This window comes from Roseateles saccharophilus (assembly GCF_031458095.1).
GTDB lineage: Bacteria > Pseudomonadota > Gammaproteobacteria > Burkholderiales > Burkholderiaceae_C > Pelomonas > Pelomonas saccharophila_A.
Window position 1 is genome coordinate 1 of the sequence record NZ_JAVDXU010000006.1, and the last position, 15521, is coordinate 15521.

General features: G+C 69.4%; 13 protein-coding genes. 6 read left to right on the forward strand and 7 right to left on the reverse strand.

The window, feature by feature from the left end; genetic code table 11:
* Window positions 1–316: 316 nt before the first annotated feature.
* The 7 genes from J2X20_RS27420 to J2X20_RS27450 all read right to left on the reverse strand — a co-directional run bounded on the left by J2X20_RS27420 (window position 317) and on the right by J2X20_RS27450 (window position 6964).
* Window positions 317–985 carry a hypothetical protein gene (locus J2X20_RS27420; RefSeq protein ID WP_310272571.1) on the reverse strand — a complete coding sequence of 223 codons (669 nt, stop codon included), beginning with the start codon at window positions 983–985 and terminating at the stop codon, window positions 317–319.
* A gap of 239 nt (window positions 986–1224) precedes the next feature.
* Window positions 1225–1899: a hypothetical protein gene (locus tag J2X20_RS27425; protein ID WP_310272572.1), complete on the reverse strand. Its 675-nt coding sequence runs from the start codon at window positions 1897–1899 to the stop codon at window positions 1225–1227.
* 167 nt (window positions 1900–2066) lie between these two features.
* Window positions 2067–2561 (reverse strand): hypothetical protein, encoded by a 495-nt coding sequence (locus J2X20_RS27430; RefSeq protein WP_310272574.1) that lies wholly within the window; start codon window positions 2559–2561, stop codon window positions 2067–2069.
* Window positions 2558–3166 carry a hypothetical protein gene (locus J2X20_RS27435; RefSeq protein ID WP_310272575.1) on the reverse strand — a complete coding sequence of 203 codons (609 nt, stop codon included), beginning with the start codon at window positions 3164–3166 and terminating at the stop codon, window positions 2558–2560. The genes J2X20_RS27430 and J2X20_RS27435 overlap by 4 nt, the downstream gene beginning before the upstream one ends.
* Window positions 3166–3804: a hypothetical protein gene (locus J2X20_RS27440; protein ID WP_310272577.1), complete on the reverse strand. Its 639-nt coding sequence runs from the start codon at window positions 3802–3804 to the stop codon at window positions 3166–3168. The genes J2X20_RS27435 and J2X20_RS27440 overlap by 1 nt, the downstream gene beginning before the upstream one ends.
* On the reverse strand, window positions 3801–4736 hold the full coding sequence (pqqB, locus tag J2X20_RS27445; protein ID WP_310272580.1) for a pyrroloquinoline quinone biosynthesis protein PqqB: 936 nt from the start codon (window positions 4734–4736) through the stop codon (window positions 3801–3803). Before pqqB ends, J2X20_RS27440 begins: the two co-directional genes overlap by 4 nt.
* A 182-nt stretch (window positions 4737–4918) precedes the next feature.
* A complete protein-coding gene (locus tag J2X20_RS27450) occupies window positions 4919–6964 on the reverse strand; it encodes a sigma-54-dependent Fis family transcriptional regulator (protein ID WP_310272581.1) in 2046 nt (681 codons plus the stop codon).
* 293 nt (window positions 6965–7257) lie between these two features.
* Between J2X20_RS27450 and pedF the strand changes: the two genes are divergently transcribed.
* The 6 genes from pedF (at window position 7258) to J2X20_RS27480 (ending at window position 15468) form a co-directional block, all read left to right on the forward strand.
* On the forward strand, window positions 7258–7671 hold the full coding sequence (gene pedF, locus J2X20_RS27455; protein ID WP_310272848.1) for a cytochrome c-550 PedF: 414 nt from the start codon (window positions 7258–7260) through the stop codon (window positions 7669–7671).
* Window positions 7668–8489, forward strand: a complete 822-nt coding sequence (locus J2X20_RS27460) for a substrate-binding periplasmic protein (RefSeq protein WP_310272584.1) — start codon at window positions 7668–7670, stop codon at window positions 8487–8489. Before pedF ends, J2X20_RS27460 begins: the two co-directional genes overlap by 4 nt.
* 25 nt (window positions 8490–8514) lie before the next feature.
* Complete coding sequence (locus J2X20_RS27465) at window positions 8515–10647, forward strand: TonB-dependent receptor family protein (RefSeq protein ID WP_310272586.1); 2133 nt, start codon at window positions 8515–8517, stop codon at window positions 10645–10647.
* Between the two features lie 12 nt (window positions 10648–10659).
* Entirely contained in the window at window positions 10660–11601 is a 942-nt protein-coding gene (locus J2X20_RS27470) for a beta-propeller fold lactonase family protein (RefSeq protein WP_310272588.1), read from the forward strand.
* Window positions 11602–11621: 20 nt separating this feature from the next.
* A complete protein-coding gene (locus J2X20_RS27475; protein WP_310272590.1) occupies window positions 11622–14123 on the forward strand; it encodes a TonB-dependent receptor in 2502 nt (833 codons plus the stop codon).
* 211 nt (window positions 14124–14334) lie between these two features.
* Window positions 14335–15468, forward strand: a complete 1134-nt coding sequence (locus J2X20_RS27480) for a porin (RefSeq protein ID WP_310272592.1) — start codon at window positions 14335–14337, stop codon at window positions 15466–15468.
* Window positions 15469–15521 lie beyond the last annotated feature (53 nt).

Below are 15521 nucleotides of genomic sequence, written 5' to 3' on the forward strand. Positions count from 1 at the left end.
GGGGTATCACTTGAGGCCTAAAAGAACGGCCACGAAGTAGTCATTCTGGACTGACCACTAGTAGCCTGTCGCAGAGGAACGCCGAACTTCCGCTTTGGGCACATTGCTGCCGTACGGACGCCGGCGGGTACGGTCAGCAACCGCTGCGAAGCCGACCTAGACCCGGTTGGGCCCATCAGACGGCAGCTTCTGGCTGAATGCGGTCAACGGCTGCGCTCTATGCTTTGGAGGTCGGGAAATGCGTTCTGCCTCTTCCGTTTTCCCTCTAGTTCATCGGCCAGGGTTATATCGGCATCGGGTCTTGGGGCGATACGGTTCACTGCCCGCCTTCCACCCAAACAAAATAGCCCGGCTTGGCGCTGCGAAACAGCCACCCGCGTTGCCACACGCCAAGGATATGCGCCTGGTCGAGCGGCTCGTCGCGGAGCCAATCGATGTGAAGAGAGTCGACGAAATCCTTCCGGCCCGGTACGCCATCGACTTTAGACAACCAGGCTTGTTTGAACCGGTCTGGATTCAGGCCTAGATGCGCCAGCTCAGGACGCTTCATGAAGCTGTTATCGCTCCACATCCTTTGAGCCGTGTAAACGTCGGTCGGGATGTAGTCGCCCACCGGCTGCCTGAACCAATCCGCCCACAACGGCTCCGGGTCTGAATACCGGGTCGAGGGCACGAAGCTGAATGACGGGTCCACGGCGAAGCGCACAACGTTGACAACGTCTGCGTGCTTGAGAGGCCCTTCGCATTGGATGAAACGGTGGTAGTCCTCATACCTGACTCTGGCCGACTCAAATCGGCGAGGATCGTCCGCCTCGGGAAAGTAGCCGGCACGCAGGTGAGCGCCCGCACCTCTACCCAAATCTTTGCCGCCCTCGTACCAGATGAATCTCTCGTAGCCCGCGTGCCGGCACCGCGCGGACTCATAGGTCGTACCAGCAAGGCATATGAAGACGACGGCAGCTGCAAACACGAAGAGCTTGATCATTTGCAAATCCAGTTGCAAGGCAGATCGCTCGCGACTGATTGAAGAACGAAGCTCCGAGTTTCAACGTCACTTGTGAGGGCAGGATGGAGCGCGTGAAGGCTGCGTGAAGTAGAGAAGCTGGGCGGAGCCACTCGTCCGCTCACGCTGCAAAGCTGCAGTCGCCTTCAGGCTGCAAGCCGCTGCCAACCCACTTGCTCACGTGTCGCCTCGGCAGGTCCAGCGCTCCGCCCGCCGCGGCATCACTGCCAGCTCTCCAGCTCCAGCACGCGCGAGCCGCCCACCAGCATCGGCGAGGTGGACGGCTCGCTGCGTTCCAGTTTCACGAGGCCCACGCCGCGGCAATACCACTCGACGCTCGTCAGCGGCTGGTCGCGATAGCCGCTGATGGCGTCGACAAAGATCCTCACCGTCGCGCTGCCGCGCACGCGCAGGCAGGGCGAGAAACGGCCCGCCGGCACCTGCACCGCATCGGCCACGGCCTCGATCTCGTAGGTCATGGGAATGGCGGGATGGCTGTGCTTGATCTCGCGCGGGTACTCGGCCATGCGCATCAGCAGATAGGCCGTCGTCGTCGCCTGCCATTGCGTGCCCACGGCGTAGGGCGCCTTCAGCACATAGCGGTCCCGCGGGTCGGCCACGGGATCGGCCTGCATGTCGCTCTTGCTGGCCACGCGGCGGATGCCGCCGGCATCGGCACGCAGCCAGTAGTTGACGCCGCTGTCGCTGCGACGCTGCCAGGCGGGTTGCTCGTCGAGCACCAGCGTCGCCGAACCCAGGGTGCGCAGCGTCAGGCTCTCGCGCTCGGGCGCCTCGGCGCCGCTGCGGGTCGTGACGGCATAAGTCCAGCGGTGACCGGCTTCGAGAGGGAACCAGGAGGCACCTTCGGGCGCGCGGCTGCAACCGGCCAGCGCCATCACGAGTAATAGACCGCGGCGGACGCATTTCGGGCCGAGCGACGGGCCGCTCCCGAGCCGGCCCGGTTGGCGATGTGCTCGCGGCCCAAGGCCGCGAGCATCGCCGTCCCCTCGGGGGACCGGCCAGGGGCGCCCGCGTTCAGCGGGGCGAGACTGGACGAGGGGCATCATTTCTCCGGCAATTGCGGCAAGGGCATGTCGCGCAACTTGACCTGCTGCTCGTCGCTGCCCGGCCTCAGCCAGGCCAGCCCCTTGCGGCCGACCTTGGGCTCGGCGGTGCCGAGCTGGCTGATGCCGTTGCGCACCTTCTTCATGCCTTCGTTCAGCAGGGCGTGCAGGTCCTTGGCATAGGGCAGCTGGTAGGCGCGCGGCTGGGCGGCGGGCTTGCCGTCTTCCACGGCGTTGACCCAGACATAGAGCGCCCCATCCCGCCTGGCCGTCGGCTCTTCGATGACGGCCGCCAGCAGCACGAAGCGCTCGGGCAGGGCATCGCCGCTGGGCCAGCCCCACAGCGTGTGGACGGCGCTGTCGGCGTAGAAGTAGAAGGCGCTGACGCCCAGCACGAGCAGGCCGCGCAGCCACGCGGGCCAGCGGGACTGCAGCAGGGCAAGCAGGCACAACAGCAGCAATGCAGCAAAGCTGAGGATGATGGGCAGGGTCATGGTCTTTGCATCAGGCTCTTGGGGAGGGTGTTGACGTTGACGACGCTGCCGTCGGGCAGCAGCGTGAAGCGCACGGCCGTCGCCTCGTCGCCCTGGCGGGCCAGCTGGACGGTGCCGTAGAAGACGACGTCGGCGCGCGGGTTGACCTTGATGACCGTCACGGTCACCGGCACCGGCTGGCCGTCGTGGGACTGGTAGTACTGCACGTTGACGACGTGCTCGCCCGCCACGATGCCGCGCAGGCTCACCACCTCCTGGCGGAAGGGGCTCTGGATGCGCTGGCCGTTGATGATGGCGGAGGCATTGCCCTCGCCGCGGTCGTCGCGGTCCAGGTACATCAGGCCGGCCTCGCGCTGGCGGAACCACACCAGGTTGCCGCCCGGGTCCTGCACCCAGGTGTCGATGTCGTCGGGGCTGTTGTCAGGCCAGGCCACGTTGACGAGGTACTCGGCCTTGGACGGCACGTCGCCGGCCTTGGTGGCGCGCGGGTTCATGGCCAGCAGCGCGACGATGAAGCAGAAGACAAAGCCGATCAGCAGGTTGAACAGCATGTCGTAGAAGGGGTCGACCTCGGCTTCACGCGAGCCGCGGCGTGAGCGGCGCATCAGGCACCGTCCTTCTTCAGGCCGGCTCTCTGGATGTCGGCCACCAGCGCATCGGCAAAGCGGTCCAGCCTCGTGAGTTGCAGCCCCAGCAGGATGTTGCCCACCAGGCCCACCATGGTCGTCAGCAGGGCCACGCCGAGGCCAGCCGTCAGGCTGCGCAGCAGCTCCTGCGACTGCGCCGGGTCGAAGCTGTGCAGCTTGCCGATGGACAGGGCCAGCATCGAGAAGCCGATGACCTTGCCCAGCAGACCCAGCTTGAGCTGGATGCCGTTGACCCACCAGGCCGTGCCATGCGGGCCGTGGCTGTGTTCCAGCAGCAGATCGGTGGCGGCTTCGCTGCCCGGCGCCGCCAGGTATTCGGACGCCCAGCCGGGTTCATCGCTGCGCGGATCGACCAGCAATCGGCGCTGGCGCTGCAGCTCGCGCGAGCGCTGGCCGCACCAGAGCGTGGAGCACAGGAAGATGGCGGTGATGACCAGGGTCAGCCCCGTCGGGTCGGCGCCCAGCAGCAGGGCCCAGACGCCGCGCATGCCGAGCAGCCAGGCGCAGAAGCTCAGGCCGCCGACCAGGGTCAGCCACTCCAGCCACAGCGGCTCGGGGTTGCGCTGCGAATGGCGCGAGGCGGCGATCGCCCTCATAGCTCGATCACCATGCCGTCATGCGCCACCTCGATGCCCTGCTCGGCCAGCTCGCGGCGTTGTACGCCGCCGCGGTCGAGGATGGGGTTGCTGTGGTGGATGTGGGTCAGCACCTTGCGCGGCGCGCCGCTGGCCCTGAGCACATCGATCATGCCGGGCCGCTCGCCGTGGCGGCTCTGCGGCAGATGGCCCTTGTCGGTCGCACTCACCGTGCCGACGCCGGCCTCCTGCATGCCGTGCTCGGTCCAGAAGCTGCCGTCGACAACGACGCAGTCGGCCTCGCGCATCCAGGCCAGCTCGGCCTCGCCCACGTCGGCCAGGGCCGGCGACAGGAAGAGGCGGCGGCCGCTGCGCAGGTCCTGCACCTGCAGCGCGATGCATTCACCGGCCTCTTCGCCGCGCAGCCGCGCATGGCGGGGTGTGCGCGCCGGCACGGCCATGGCGGCAAAGCGCAGCGCCGGGAATCCCGGGATCTCGAAACTGGCGCTGCGCCGCTCGCCGGCAATGGGCAGCATGCGCCAGCGCACCTGGCAATAGCTCTCGAGCACATGCAGCAGCGGCAGGTCGGCCGTCAGGTCCTCGAACACCAGCGGCGTTGCATACAGCTCCAGCTCGCGGCTCTCGCGCAGCGACAGCAGGCCGGCGACGTGATGCAGCCGCGAGTCCAGCAGCACGACGGCGCGGATCGGCATGTCGTCGGCCTGCGTGGGCTGCAGGGCGCGCGTGGTGCGGATCTGCTGCGGCAGGTCGGGGCTGGCGTTGATCAGCAGCCAGCCCTCGCCGGGCCGGCCGTCCTGGGAGATGGCGATGGAGGACTGGGTGCGCGCGCTGGCGTCGAGTTCGCCGCGGCGCCAGGCGCTGCACAGCCGGCAGTGGCAGTTCCACAGCGGGAAGCCGCCGCCCGCGCCGGAGCCGAGCACGAGGAGCTTCATGACAGCAAGCTCCGCGAAAACAAGAGACGGGACATGGATGCAAGGGATCAGCAAGCGATGCACCCTCGGGTGCAAAACCCGTGCCTTGCGTCAATCGGGGGTTTTGCTCCAGATCGACACAGGGTGGAGCACCCATCCCCTCGGGAAAGTCCCGGGCCGCGGATTCGGCCCGGAAACAACGCTCACTCGCCCTGCGGCGTGTTCCAGCGCAGCTTGCGATAGATGGTGTTGCGGCTGATGCCCAGCTGCTTGGAGGCCAGCGAGATATTGCCGCCCGCCGCGTCCAGCGTGGCGCGGATCATGTCGATCTCGGCCTGCTCCAGCGTGCGCGCGCTCGCGGGCTCGGCGGCCACGAAGGCAGGCTGAGGCGCGGGCAGCACGGGCGCGGCCTCGTAGGCCTGCCAAACCGGCGCGGGTGCGGGCGGCATGGGCGGCATGACGCTGCCGCCCACCGCGCGCTGGATGTCCTCGAGGAAATCGTCGGACAGGTGGTTGGTCGTGATCAGCCGCTCGCCGGCCGACATGACCGCCGCCGTACGCAGCACATTGGCCAGCTGGCGGATATTGCCGGGCCACTGGTAGCGGCGGAACATGGCCAGCACCTGCGGGCTCAGCTCGGGCGTGTCCTGCGGCCTCTCGGCCTGCAGGATGCGGCGCACGATGGCCTCGATGTCGGTGCGCTCGCGCAGGGCCGGCAGGCGCAGGGCCAGGCCGTTGAGGCGGTAGTAGAGGTCCTCGCGAAAAGTCTGCTGCTCGATCATCTCGCGCAGATTGCGGTGGGTGGCGCCGATGACGGCAATGTCCACCGCGATGGACTTGGTGCTGCCCAACGGCGTCACGCTGCGCTCCTGCAGCGCGCGCAGCAGCCGCGCCTGCAGCGGCAGCGGCATGTCGCCGATCTCGTCCAGGAACAGCGTGCCGCCATTGGCCTGCACCAGCCGCCCCGGCGCGCCCTTGCGCCGCGCGCCGGTGAAGGCGCCTTCCTCGTAGCCGAACAGCTCGGCCTCGATGAGGCTCTCGGGAATGGAGGCGCAGTTCACCGCCACGAAGGGCTGGCGCGAGCGATTCGAGTCATGGTGCACGGCGCGGGCCAGCAGCTCCTTGCCGGTGCCGGTCTCGCCCAGCACCAGCAGCGGGATGCCCTTGTCCAGCACGCGCTTGACCTTCTGGATGACGGTCTCCAGCTGCGGGTCGCCGGTGGGCAGGTATTGCAGGCCGGAGAAGCGCTGCGAGGCATCGGCGCAAGCCGCGGCCGGTGTCCCGGCTTCAACGGCAGTGGTCGCCACCTCGCGCACCTCGGCCAGCTCGACATCGGCCCGGTGCAGACCCGCCACCACCGGGCGCGACGGCCAGTCGAAGCGCGCGCTGACGAACAGCGTCTGCCCCGTCGGCAGGCAGAGCTGCATGGGCGGCGACAGTGGCATGCGGAAATGGTCGTAGATGGCTGCCGGCGTGGTGCCGAACAGGCTGCTCAGGCTGCGCGCGCGCAGCTCGGCACCGCTCATGCCGAGCTGGTCCAGGGCCGCGCGGTTGGCACCCAGCAGCCGCCCCTCGGGTGACACGACCAGGATGCCCTCCAGCAGCGTGCCGATGAACTCGGGCCGGCTGTGGAAGTGCAGGCGCAGGCGGTTGTTGTAGTCGTCCGAGAGCCAGTGGTTCTCGATCATGCGGGCCGACATGCGCACCAGGCCCATGGTGTGCTGGTGGTAGCCGCGGTGGTCGCCGGTCACGTCCAGCACGCCCAGCATGTTGCCGCGCGGGTCGAAGATGGGCGAGGCCGAGCAGGTCAGGAAATTGTTGGCGTGCATGAAGTGCTCGCCGCCATGCACCAGCGTCGGCGCCTCCTCGAACAGGGCCGTGCCGATGGCGTTGGTGCCCTTGGCATGCTCGGCCCAGTTCTCGCCCGGCGCCAGCGCCACGCGGTGGGCGCGGGCCAGAAAGCTGTCGTCCCCGACGGCGTGCAGGATGGTGCCCTGGGCGTCGGTCAGCACGATCATGCTTTCGGTGTTGACGATCTGCTCATAGAGCAGCTGCATCACCGGAGCGGCATGGGTGTACAGGCGCTGGTTGCGCTCGCGGGCCAGGTTGAGATCGCTGCGGATCAGCGGGTCGAAACCGCTTTTCTCGTGGCGCTTCAGGCCCAGGGCTTCGCTGCGCTGGTGGCTGCGCTCGATGAAGGCCTGTCGCGGGGGTGCCAGCGGCACGGCCCCTTCGGTTTCGATGGACATAGAGGCTTCCTTGGCCTGCCTCGCTACAGGCTTGTCTCCGTTGCGGTGCGGTCGTTGCCGCCCCGTCTGCATTCATCGTGTCCCAAACCGCACCGGCTGTCCATGCGCGAGATCAAGCCGCGCGCAAGTGACTGTGTCAAGTTGGAGCACTCCGGTGCTGGCATGTGGATTGCAGTTTGAGCTGCAAACCCGACACGGGCCTTGCAGACCTCGACAACACCGGAGACAGCCTCATGAAACCTCAACCCCTCGTCATCGGCGGCATCCTGTGCCTGGCCGCCCTCGCCGCCGCCATGCAGGCCTGGGCCCACGGCGACGTCACGCCGCAGGCCGTGGACACCACTAGCCTGCCCCAGCTCGGCGAAGCCTGGCGGCCCGAGAACCCCTTCCGCGGCAACGAGGCGGCCATCAAGATCGGCACCTCGGCCTACAACCAGAACTGCGCCCGCTGCCATGGCCTGGAAGCCATCTCCGGCGGCATCGCCCCCGACCTGCGCCGCCTGGACAACGACTGCTCCACGCTGAAGGACGACGCCAAGAAGGCCGCCTGCGTGAAAGACAACGACGACTACTTCCTCAACACCATCCGGCACGGCCGCAGCCGCAACGGCGCGGTCTACATGCCGCCCTTCGAGGGCGTGTTCACGCAGGAAGCCATGTGGGCGATCAAGTCCTACCTGGAAACCCGCCGGGAGAAGCCGCTGTGAACCGTAGGCACTTGCTGGCCTGGGCCGCCGCTGGCGCCCTCACGGGCACGCAGGCCGGCGCCACCACGCTGGCCCAGGTGCGCGAGCGCGGCCGCCTCGTCGTGGGCCTGTACGAGGACATGCCGCCCTTCCATGTGAAGGGCAAGGGCATCGACATGGCCCTGGGCCAGGCCCTGGCCGAGGCCCTGGGCGTCAAGTTCTCGCCCCTGCCCTTCAATGCCGACGAGAACATGGCCGACGACCTGCGCAACATGGTCTGGAAGGGCCACTACCTCGGCTACGGCCCGGCCGACGTGCTGCTGCATGTGCCGGTGGACCGCCCGCTGATCGAGGCCACGCCCCAGGCCACCATCTTCGGCCCCTACTACCGGGAGCGCGTCATGCTGGCACGGCGCGTGGCCGACCTGCCGCGGCTGGAGACCCTGTCCCAGCTCGGCACCAGCCGCGTCGCTGTGGCCGGCCAGACCCTGGCGGGCTGGCTGATGATCGGCGCGGACGGCGGCGCCTACCGCGAGCAGCTCAACACCCAGTGGAAGGACGGCTGCGAAGCGGCGCGGGCCCTGCAACGCGGCGAGGTGGCCGCGGCGGCCGGCCTGGCCTCGGAGCTGGAGGCGGTGCTGGCCGGGGATACTGCCTACCGCATCGAGCCCCTGCCTTCGCCCCGTGCGCCGCGCGACGGCTGGGCGGCCGGCATGGCCGTGAAGCGCGACGCCACCGATCTCGCCCAGGCCCTGCAGCAGGCGCTGAACGGCCTGGCCAGCCAAGGCCGCGTGGCCGAGATCTTTGCCCAACACAAGGTGGCCTGGCGCTCGCCCTGAGCGACGCCGGCCCCAGGAGACAAACATGAAAACACAACGATTCGCGCACACGACGCGAAGGACCGCCCTCGCATTGGTCGCCGCCAGCGCCACGGCCCAGGCCGCGCCCGCGCCGACCGTTCTCGAGCCCGTCGTCGTCACCGCCACGCGCAGCGAGGCCGCGCCTTTCGATGTGCCGGCTTCCATCAACCGCATCGACGGCGAGGCCCTGCGCGCTGGCCGCGCCCAGGTCAATATCTCCGAGGGCCTGGGCGGCGTGCCGGGGCTGCTGGCCCGCGACCGCCAGAACTACGCGCAGGACGTGCAGATCTCGGTGCGCGGCTTCGGCGCCCGCGCCAGCTTCGGCATCCGCGGCGTGCGCGTCTACGTGGACGACATCCCCGCCACGCTGCCCGACGGCCAGGGCCAGATCACCAATGTCGAGCTCGGCACCGTCGGCCGCGTCGAGGTGCTGCGCGGCCCCTTCTCGGCCCTGTACGGCAACTCCTCGGGTGGCGTCATCAGCATCTATTCCGAGAACCCCGTCGGCCCGCCGCGTCTGGACGCCAGCGTGGGCTTTGGCAGCGACGGCCTGAAGCGCGTGGCGGCCGCAGCCAGTGGGCGCAGCGGCGCCATTGGCTACACCCTGGGCGCCAGCCGCTTCGAGACCGACGGCTACCGCCAGCACAGCGCCACCGAACGACGCCTGGGCAATGCGCGGCTGAACTTCAAGCTCGGCAGCGACACCCAGCTCACCGTCATCGCCAACAGCGTCGAGCTGCCCGAAGCCCAGGACCCGCTGGGCCTCACGCGCGCCCAGTGGTTGACGGGACCGCAGGCCGACCCGCGCGGTGTCGACCCCTCGGCGCTGAGCTTCAACACCCGCAAGACCATGCAGCAGACCCAGGGCGGCCTGGTGCTGGAGCACGGCATCGACGCGGCCAACACCCTGCGCGTGATGGTCTACCAGGGCCACCGCACGACGACGCAGTTCCAGTCCATCCCGGTGGCCACGCAGGCCAATGCCCTGCACCCCGGCGGCGTCATCGACCTGGCGCGCGACTACCAGGGCGTCGACCTGCGCTGGCGCTGGAAGGGGGCCACGGCGAGCGTCATCGCCGGCATCGCGGCCGACGAGCTCAGCGAGCACCGCCTGGGCTACCAGAACTTCATCGGCACGACGCTGGGCGTTCAGGGTGCATTGCGCCGCGACGAGACCAACCACGTCGCCAATGCCGACCTCTACCTTCAGGCCGAATGGCGGCCCACGCCGGCCTGGCTGCTGAACGCCGGCGTGCGCCGCGCCAAGGTCGACTTCCGCTCGACCGACGCCTACATCACCAAGACCAACCCCGACGACAGCGGCGCGGCGAGCTACTCGGCCACGCTGCCGGTGCTGGGCGCGAGCTATGCCGTCAGCGAGGGCCTGCACGTCTACGCCACCGCCGGCAAGGGCTTCGAGACGCCAACGCTCAACGAACTGGCCTACCGCGCCAGTGGCGCCACAGGGCTGAACTTCGGCCTGCAGGCCTCGGTGAGCCGCAGCATCGAGACCGGCCTCAAGGCCCGCCCCTGGAGCGGCGCCGAGCTGACGCTGGCCCTGTTCGAGACGCGCACCGAGCACGAGATCGTCACGCAGACCAACGTCGGCGGCCGCGCCACCTACCAGAACGCCGGCGCCACGCGCCGCCGCGGACTGGAGGCGGCAGGCGCCTTCCAGCTCAGCACCTCGCTGCAGGCGCAAGTCGCCGCGACCTGGCTGGACGCCCGCTACCGCGACGGCTTCCTGACCTGCACCGCCACGCCCTGTGCCGCGGCCAACACGCAAGTCGCCGCCGACAACCGCATTCCCGGCATTGCCCGCACCGCCGTCTATGGCGCGCTGACCTGGCAGCCGGCCGGCGGCTGGCGCTTCGGTGTCGAAGGACGGTCGCTGAGCAAGGTCTACGTCAACGACCTCAACAACGACGCCGCCCCCGGCTACGCGACGCTGGCCGCCCATGCCGGCTACCAGCTCAGCCTCGGCCCCTGGGAGCTGGGCGCCCTGCTGCGCGTGGACAACCTGGCCGACCGCCGCTACGCCGGCTCGGTCATCGTCAACGACGGTAACGGCCGCTTCTTCGAGCCCGCGCCGGGCCGCACCTGGCTGGCCAGCGCCAACGCAAGTTATCGCTTCTAGAAGGGGCATGCCATGCAAAGACTCCTGCCCGCCCTGACCCTGCTGGTCACGGCCGTCGCGTCGGCCCATGCAGGCCCGCTGGCCTATGTGTCCAACGAGGGCTCGGGCACGCTCAGCGTCATCGACACCGCCACCGACGCCGTGCTCTATGAGCTGCCCGCCGGCGCCAAGCCGCGCGGCGCCGTCATCAGTCCCGACGGCCGCCGCGCCTACGTCAGCGACCAGCCCGGCAACCGCCTCGTCGTCATCGACCTGGCCGCGCGCCGCCAGGCCGGCGAGATCCCGCTCGGCGAGTCGCCCGAAGGCCTGGGGCAGTCGCCCGACGGCCGCTGGGTCACGGCCGCCGTCGAGGAGGCCAACGAGATCGTCTTCGTCGATACCCGCACGATGACCAAGAGCTTCGCCGTCAAGGTGAAGGGCAAGAACCCCGAGCACACCGTCTTCAGCCCCGATGGGCGCTGGGTGCTGGTCAGCGCCGAGGAGGGCGGGGCCGTCGACGTCATCGACGTGGCCAAGCGCGCCCAGATCGCGCAGATCCCGGTCGGCACGCGGCCGCGCGGCATCGGCTTCTCGCCCGATGGGCGCAAGGCCTTTGTCGCGGCCGAGATGTCCAGCGAGATCTACGTCATCAACACCCAGACCTTCACGGTGCAGGACAAGCTGATGGCCGGCCCCAAGAGCAACGGCATCAGCGTCCACCCCGACGGCCGGCGCGTCTTCATCTCCAACGGCGGCGACGCCACCGTCTCGGTGCTGGACGTGGACCGCATGGCGCTGGTCGCCACCATCGCCGTCGGCCAGCGCCCCTGGAACATGGCCCTGACGCCCGATGGCCGCAAGCTCTACGTGGCCTGCGGCCGCTCCGGCGCCGTCTCCGTCATCGACACCGAGACCCAGCAGCGCGTGGCCGACGTGGCCGTGGGCAAGCTGCCCTGGGGCGTGGTGATCCGCTAGCCCCAAACCTCAGCCCAACCATGAACCACCGCCACAGCAGATGCTGGGCGGCGCTGGCACTCGCCTATGCGTCCGCCGCTGCTCACGCCCAGGTCCAGCTGGAGCGCGTCGAGGTCGTCGGCCTCTCGCCGGTCGCGGGCGTCGACGTGCCGCGCGACTGGATTCCCGCCGCCGTGCAGACCGCCCGCGCCGCCGAGATCGAACGCAGCCAGGCCCTGGACCTGAGCAGCTTCATGAACCGGCGCCTGGGCAGCGTCCATCTCAACGAGGTGCAGGGCAACCCGCTGCAGCCCGATGTGAACTTCCGCGGCTACACGGCCTCGCCGCTGCTGGGCACGCAGCAGGGCCTGTCGCTCTACCTCGACGGCGTGCGCCTGAACCAGCCCTTTGGCGACGTCGTCAGCTGGGATCTCATCCCCAAGGCCGCTATCGCTTCCGTCTCATTGAACCCCGGCTCCAACCCGCTGTTCGGCCTCAACACCCTGGGCGGCGCCCTGGCCGTGCAGACCAAGGACGGGCTGAGCCACCCCGGCAGCTCGCTGCAGGTTCTGGCCGGCTCGCACCGCCGCGCGGCCGTCGAGTTCGAGCACGGCGGCAGCCGCGCGGCCGACGGCACGCATTGGTTCGTCACCGGCCAGCAGTTCCACGAGCGCGGCTGGCGGGCCGACTCGCCGTCCCGCGTCAGCCAGCTCTTCGCCAAGCTCGGCCAGCGCAGCGGCGACACCGACTTGAGCCTCACCGCAGCCGCGGCTCGCACCAGCCTCAATGGCAATGGCCTGCAAGAGCAGCGCTTTCTGGACGGCGACCGCGCCAGCGTCTACACCAAGCCCGACAACACCGGCAACCGCTCGGCCCTGCTCACCCTGGCGCTGTCGCAGTCGCTGAGCGCGCAGTGGACGCTGAGCGGCAACGCCTACGCCCGCCACATCCGCACCCTCACCACCAACGGCGACCTCAACGACGACGCGCTGGATCAGTCCCTCTACCAGCCCAGCGCCGCCGAACGCGCCGCGCTGGCGGCGGCAGGCTACAGCGGCTTTCCCACCGCCGGCGAAAGCGCCGCCAACACGCCCTTCCCGAAATGGCGCTGCATCGCCCAGGCCCTGTTGCGCGACGAGCCGGCCGAGAAATGCAATGGCGTCATCCACCAGACCGCCACGACCCAGAGCAACCAGGGCTTCAGCGTGCAGCTCGGCCACGACGGCCGGCTGTTCGGCCTGAAGAGCCAGTCCCTGGTCGGCGCCGCGGCCGACTTCAGCCGCAGCCGTTTCACCCAGGGCTCGGAGCTGGGCACTCTGAATGCCGACCGCAGCATCACTGGCGTCGGCGCTTTCGGCGACGGCGTCAGCGGCGGTGATGTGGATGGCGCGCCCTACGACACCCGCGTCGACCTCTCGGGCCGCACGCGCACCTTGAGCGTCTTCGCCAGCAGCGTGCTCGCGTTCAGCCCCGGCGCCCACCTGACCCTGTCCGGCCGCTACAACCACAGCAAGGTGAGCAACCGCGACGCCATCACGCCCGGAGGGGGCGCGGGTTCGCTGGACGGCGACCACCGCTTCAGCCGCTTGAACCCCGCCCTGGGCCTGACCTTCACGCCGGTGGCCGGCGTCAACGCCTGGGTGGGCATCAGCCAGGGCAGCCGCGACCCGTCGTCCATCGAGCTGGGCTGCGCCGACCCTGCCAACCCCTGCAAGCTGCCCAATGCCTTTGCCGGCGACCCGCCGCTCAGGCAGGTCGTCACGACGACGGTCGAGGCGGGTGTGCGCGGCGCCGCCGGCGCGCCGCTAGCCTGGAGCCTGGGCCTGTTCCGCTCCGACAACCGCGACGACCTGCTCTTCGTCGCCGACGACGCAGCCGGCTTTGGCTACTTCAAGAACTTCGGCAAGACCCGCCGCCAGGGTGTGGAGCTGGGCCTGAGCGGCCAGCCGGCCAAGGGCTTCACGGCGGGCATGAACTTCACGCTGCTGGACGCCACTTACCGCACGGCCGAGGTCGTCAACGGCGCGTCCAACAGCAGCAATGACGCCGCGCAAGCGGGCCTGCGCGGCGTGGACGGCAACATCCAGATCCAGCCCGGCGACCGCATCCCGCTGCTGCCGCGCCGCATGCTCAAGCTGTATGCCGACCTCGACCTTGGCGACGCGTGGTCCCTCGGCGCCGATGCCATCGGGCTGGGCGGCGCCCTCGCGCGTGGCAACGAGAACGGCCAGCACCAGGCCGATGGCGTCTACTACCTCGGCCCAGGCCGCAGTGCGGGCTATGCCGTCGTCAACGTCAACGCGGCCTGGAAGCCGGCGAACTGGATGAAAGGCTTCAAGCTCTTCGCCCAGGTCAGCAACCTCTTCGACCGCGCCTACGCCACCGCCGCCCAGCTCGGCCCAACCGGCTTCAACGATGCGGGCAATTTCCAGAGCCGGCCCTTTGCGGCCAATGCCAACGGCGACCGGCCGCTGCGGCACGCGACCTTCTTCGCGCCGGGTGCGCCACGGGCCGTGTCATTGGGTTTGAAGTACGAGTACTAGCCCTTGGGCACTGCTGCGCGGCGGCACAGCGCGCCCGCACCTCGCGCAACAGCGAGCCTGCGTACACACCCGCAACAACGTGCCCCCTTGGCACGCCCGACTGCTCCCGTTGCGCCGCGCGGCAACGCCCGCGTGTGTCCTTCGCTCCAGCCCGGTACTGGCACAGCGCTTGCGCAAAGCGCTGCGGTCCATCACCACAACTGGAGACAACATGAACACGACCCGCACCCTTATCGCCGCAGCCATCGCCACGGTCGGCACGGCCGCCCACGCCGTCGACCTGAAAGCCGGTGAATGGGACATCGCCATCGGCGGCATCGTCAACGCCTACTACACCCACACCAGCTGCTCAGGCTCGCAGGCCGTGGGCGGCGCGGCGCTCGCCACCAAGGGCCTGGGCTGCGGCGGCACCGATGGCCGCACCGTCATCGGCAACGGCCTGCTGCCCAACGCCCTCACGACGACGGCCAAGACGCGCCAGGAAGGCCTGGACATCAGCGCCACGCTGATGATCGGCGCGGCCGTGGCCTCGGGCGACGCCATCTCCAACAACAACAACAACGTCGACGTGCGCCAGGGCTTTGTCACCTTCGGCAATGCCGACATGGGCACGGTCAAGCTCGGCCGCGACTACGGCCTGTTCGGCTCCTCGGCCATCCTGGGCGACATGACGCTGCTCGGCGCCGGCGCGCCCGTTGCCGCCACCCAGCGCAACCGCGTCACCCTGGGCCATATCGGCTCCGGCTACACCTACCTCGGCACCTACGGCCAGATCGCCTACAGCCTGCCCACCAGCGGCGGCTTCTCGGCCACGGTGGCGCTGATGAGCCCCGTCGATGCCGGCACCGCCATCGGCCGCAACGAGCCTCAGCTCCAGGCGCTGGCCACGGCCAGGTTCGGCGGCGGCAAGGCCTGGCTGGGCGTCAAGCGCCAGAAGTTCGAAGGCACGGGCGGCGCGGCCAGCTTCACGATGAACGCGGCCGAGGTCGGCGCCAGCTTCAGCGCCGGCGCGCTGGGCTTCGCGGCCAACGTCCAGTCCGGCAAGGGCCTGGGCGTGCTGACCGACGGCGACAGCGGCAACCGCAAGCAGACCAATGTGCTGCTGCAAGCCACCTGGCAGGCCACGGCCAAGACCAAGTTCGGCCTCAACTGGGGTGAGAGCAGGCTGAAGGACGGCGCCGCGACCGACCTGCGCAGCAACACCAATGTGACAGCCGGCCTGTACTACGGGCTGACCAGGAGCGTGACGCTGGTGGCGGAGCTGAGCCGCACCACCTCCAAGCCGGTGACGGGCGAGCAGGCCCGGATGAATGGCTTCGCCCTGGGCGGCATCGTGTTCTTCTGACGCCCGGCGCTGCCATCGCAGCTGCTGCGATGGCAGGACTGCCGCGGCACAGC

Coding starts and splice junctions, on each gene's coding strand:
- J2X20_RS27475 (WP_310272590.1), top strand. CDS start 11,622: ATGAACCACCGCCACAGCAGATGCTGGGCGGCGCTGGCACTCGCCTAT.
- J2X20_RS27465 (WP_310272586.1), top strand. CDS start 8,515: ATGAAAACACAACGATTCGCGCACACGACGCGAAGGACCGCCCTCGCA.
- J2X20_RS27425 (WP_310272572.1), bottom strand. CDS start 1,899: ATGGCGCTGGCCGGTTGCAGCCGCGCGCCCGAAGGTGCCTCCTGGTTC.
- J2X20_RS27420 (WP_310272571.1), bottom strand. CDS start 985: ATGATCAAGCTCTTCGTGTTTGCAGCTGCCGTCGTCTTCATATGCCTT.
- pqqB (WP_310272580.1), bottom strand. CDS start 4,736: ATGAAGCTCCTCGTGCTCGGCTCCGGCGCGGGCGGCGGCTTCCCGCTG.
- pedF (WP_310272848.1), top strand. CDS start 7,258: ATGCAGGCCTGGGCCCACGGCGACGTCACGCCGCAGGCCGTGGACACC.
- J2X20_RS27430 (WP_310272574.1), bottom strand. CDS start 2,561: ATGACCCTGCCCATCATCCTCAGCTTTGCTGCATTGCTGCTGTTGTGC.
- J2X20_RS27480 (WP_310272592.1), top strand. CDS start 14,335: ATGAACACGACCCGCACCCTTATCGCCGCAGCCATCGCCACGGTCGGC.
- J2X20_RS27450 (WP_310272581.1), bottom strand. CDS start 6,964: ATGTCCATCGAAACCGAAGGGGCCGTGCCGCTGGCACCCCCGCGACAG.
- J2X20_RS27470 (WP_310272588.1), top strand. CDS start 10,660: ATGCAAAGACTCCTGCCCGCCCTGACCCTGCTGGTCACGGCCGTCGCG.
- J2X20_RS27440 (WP_310272577.1), bottom strand. CDS start 3,804: ATGAGGGCGATCGCCGCCTCGCGCCATTCGCAGCGCAACCCCGAGCCG.
- J2X20_RS27435 (WP_310272575.1), bottom strand. CDS start 3,166: ATGCGCCGCTCACGCCGCGGCTCGCGTGAAGCCGAGGTCGACCCCTTC.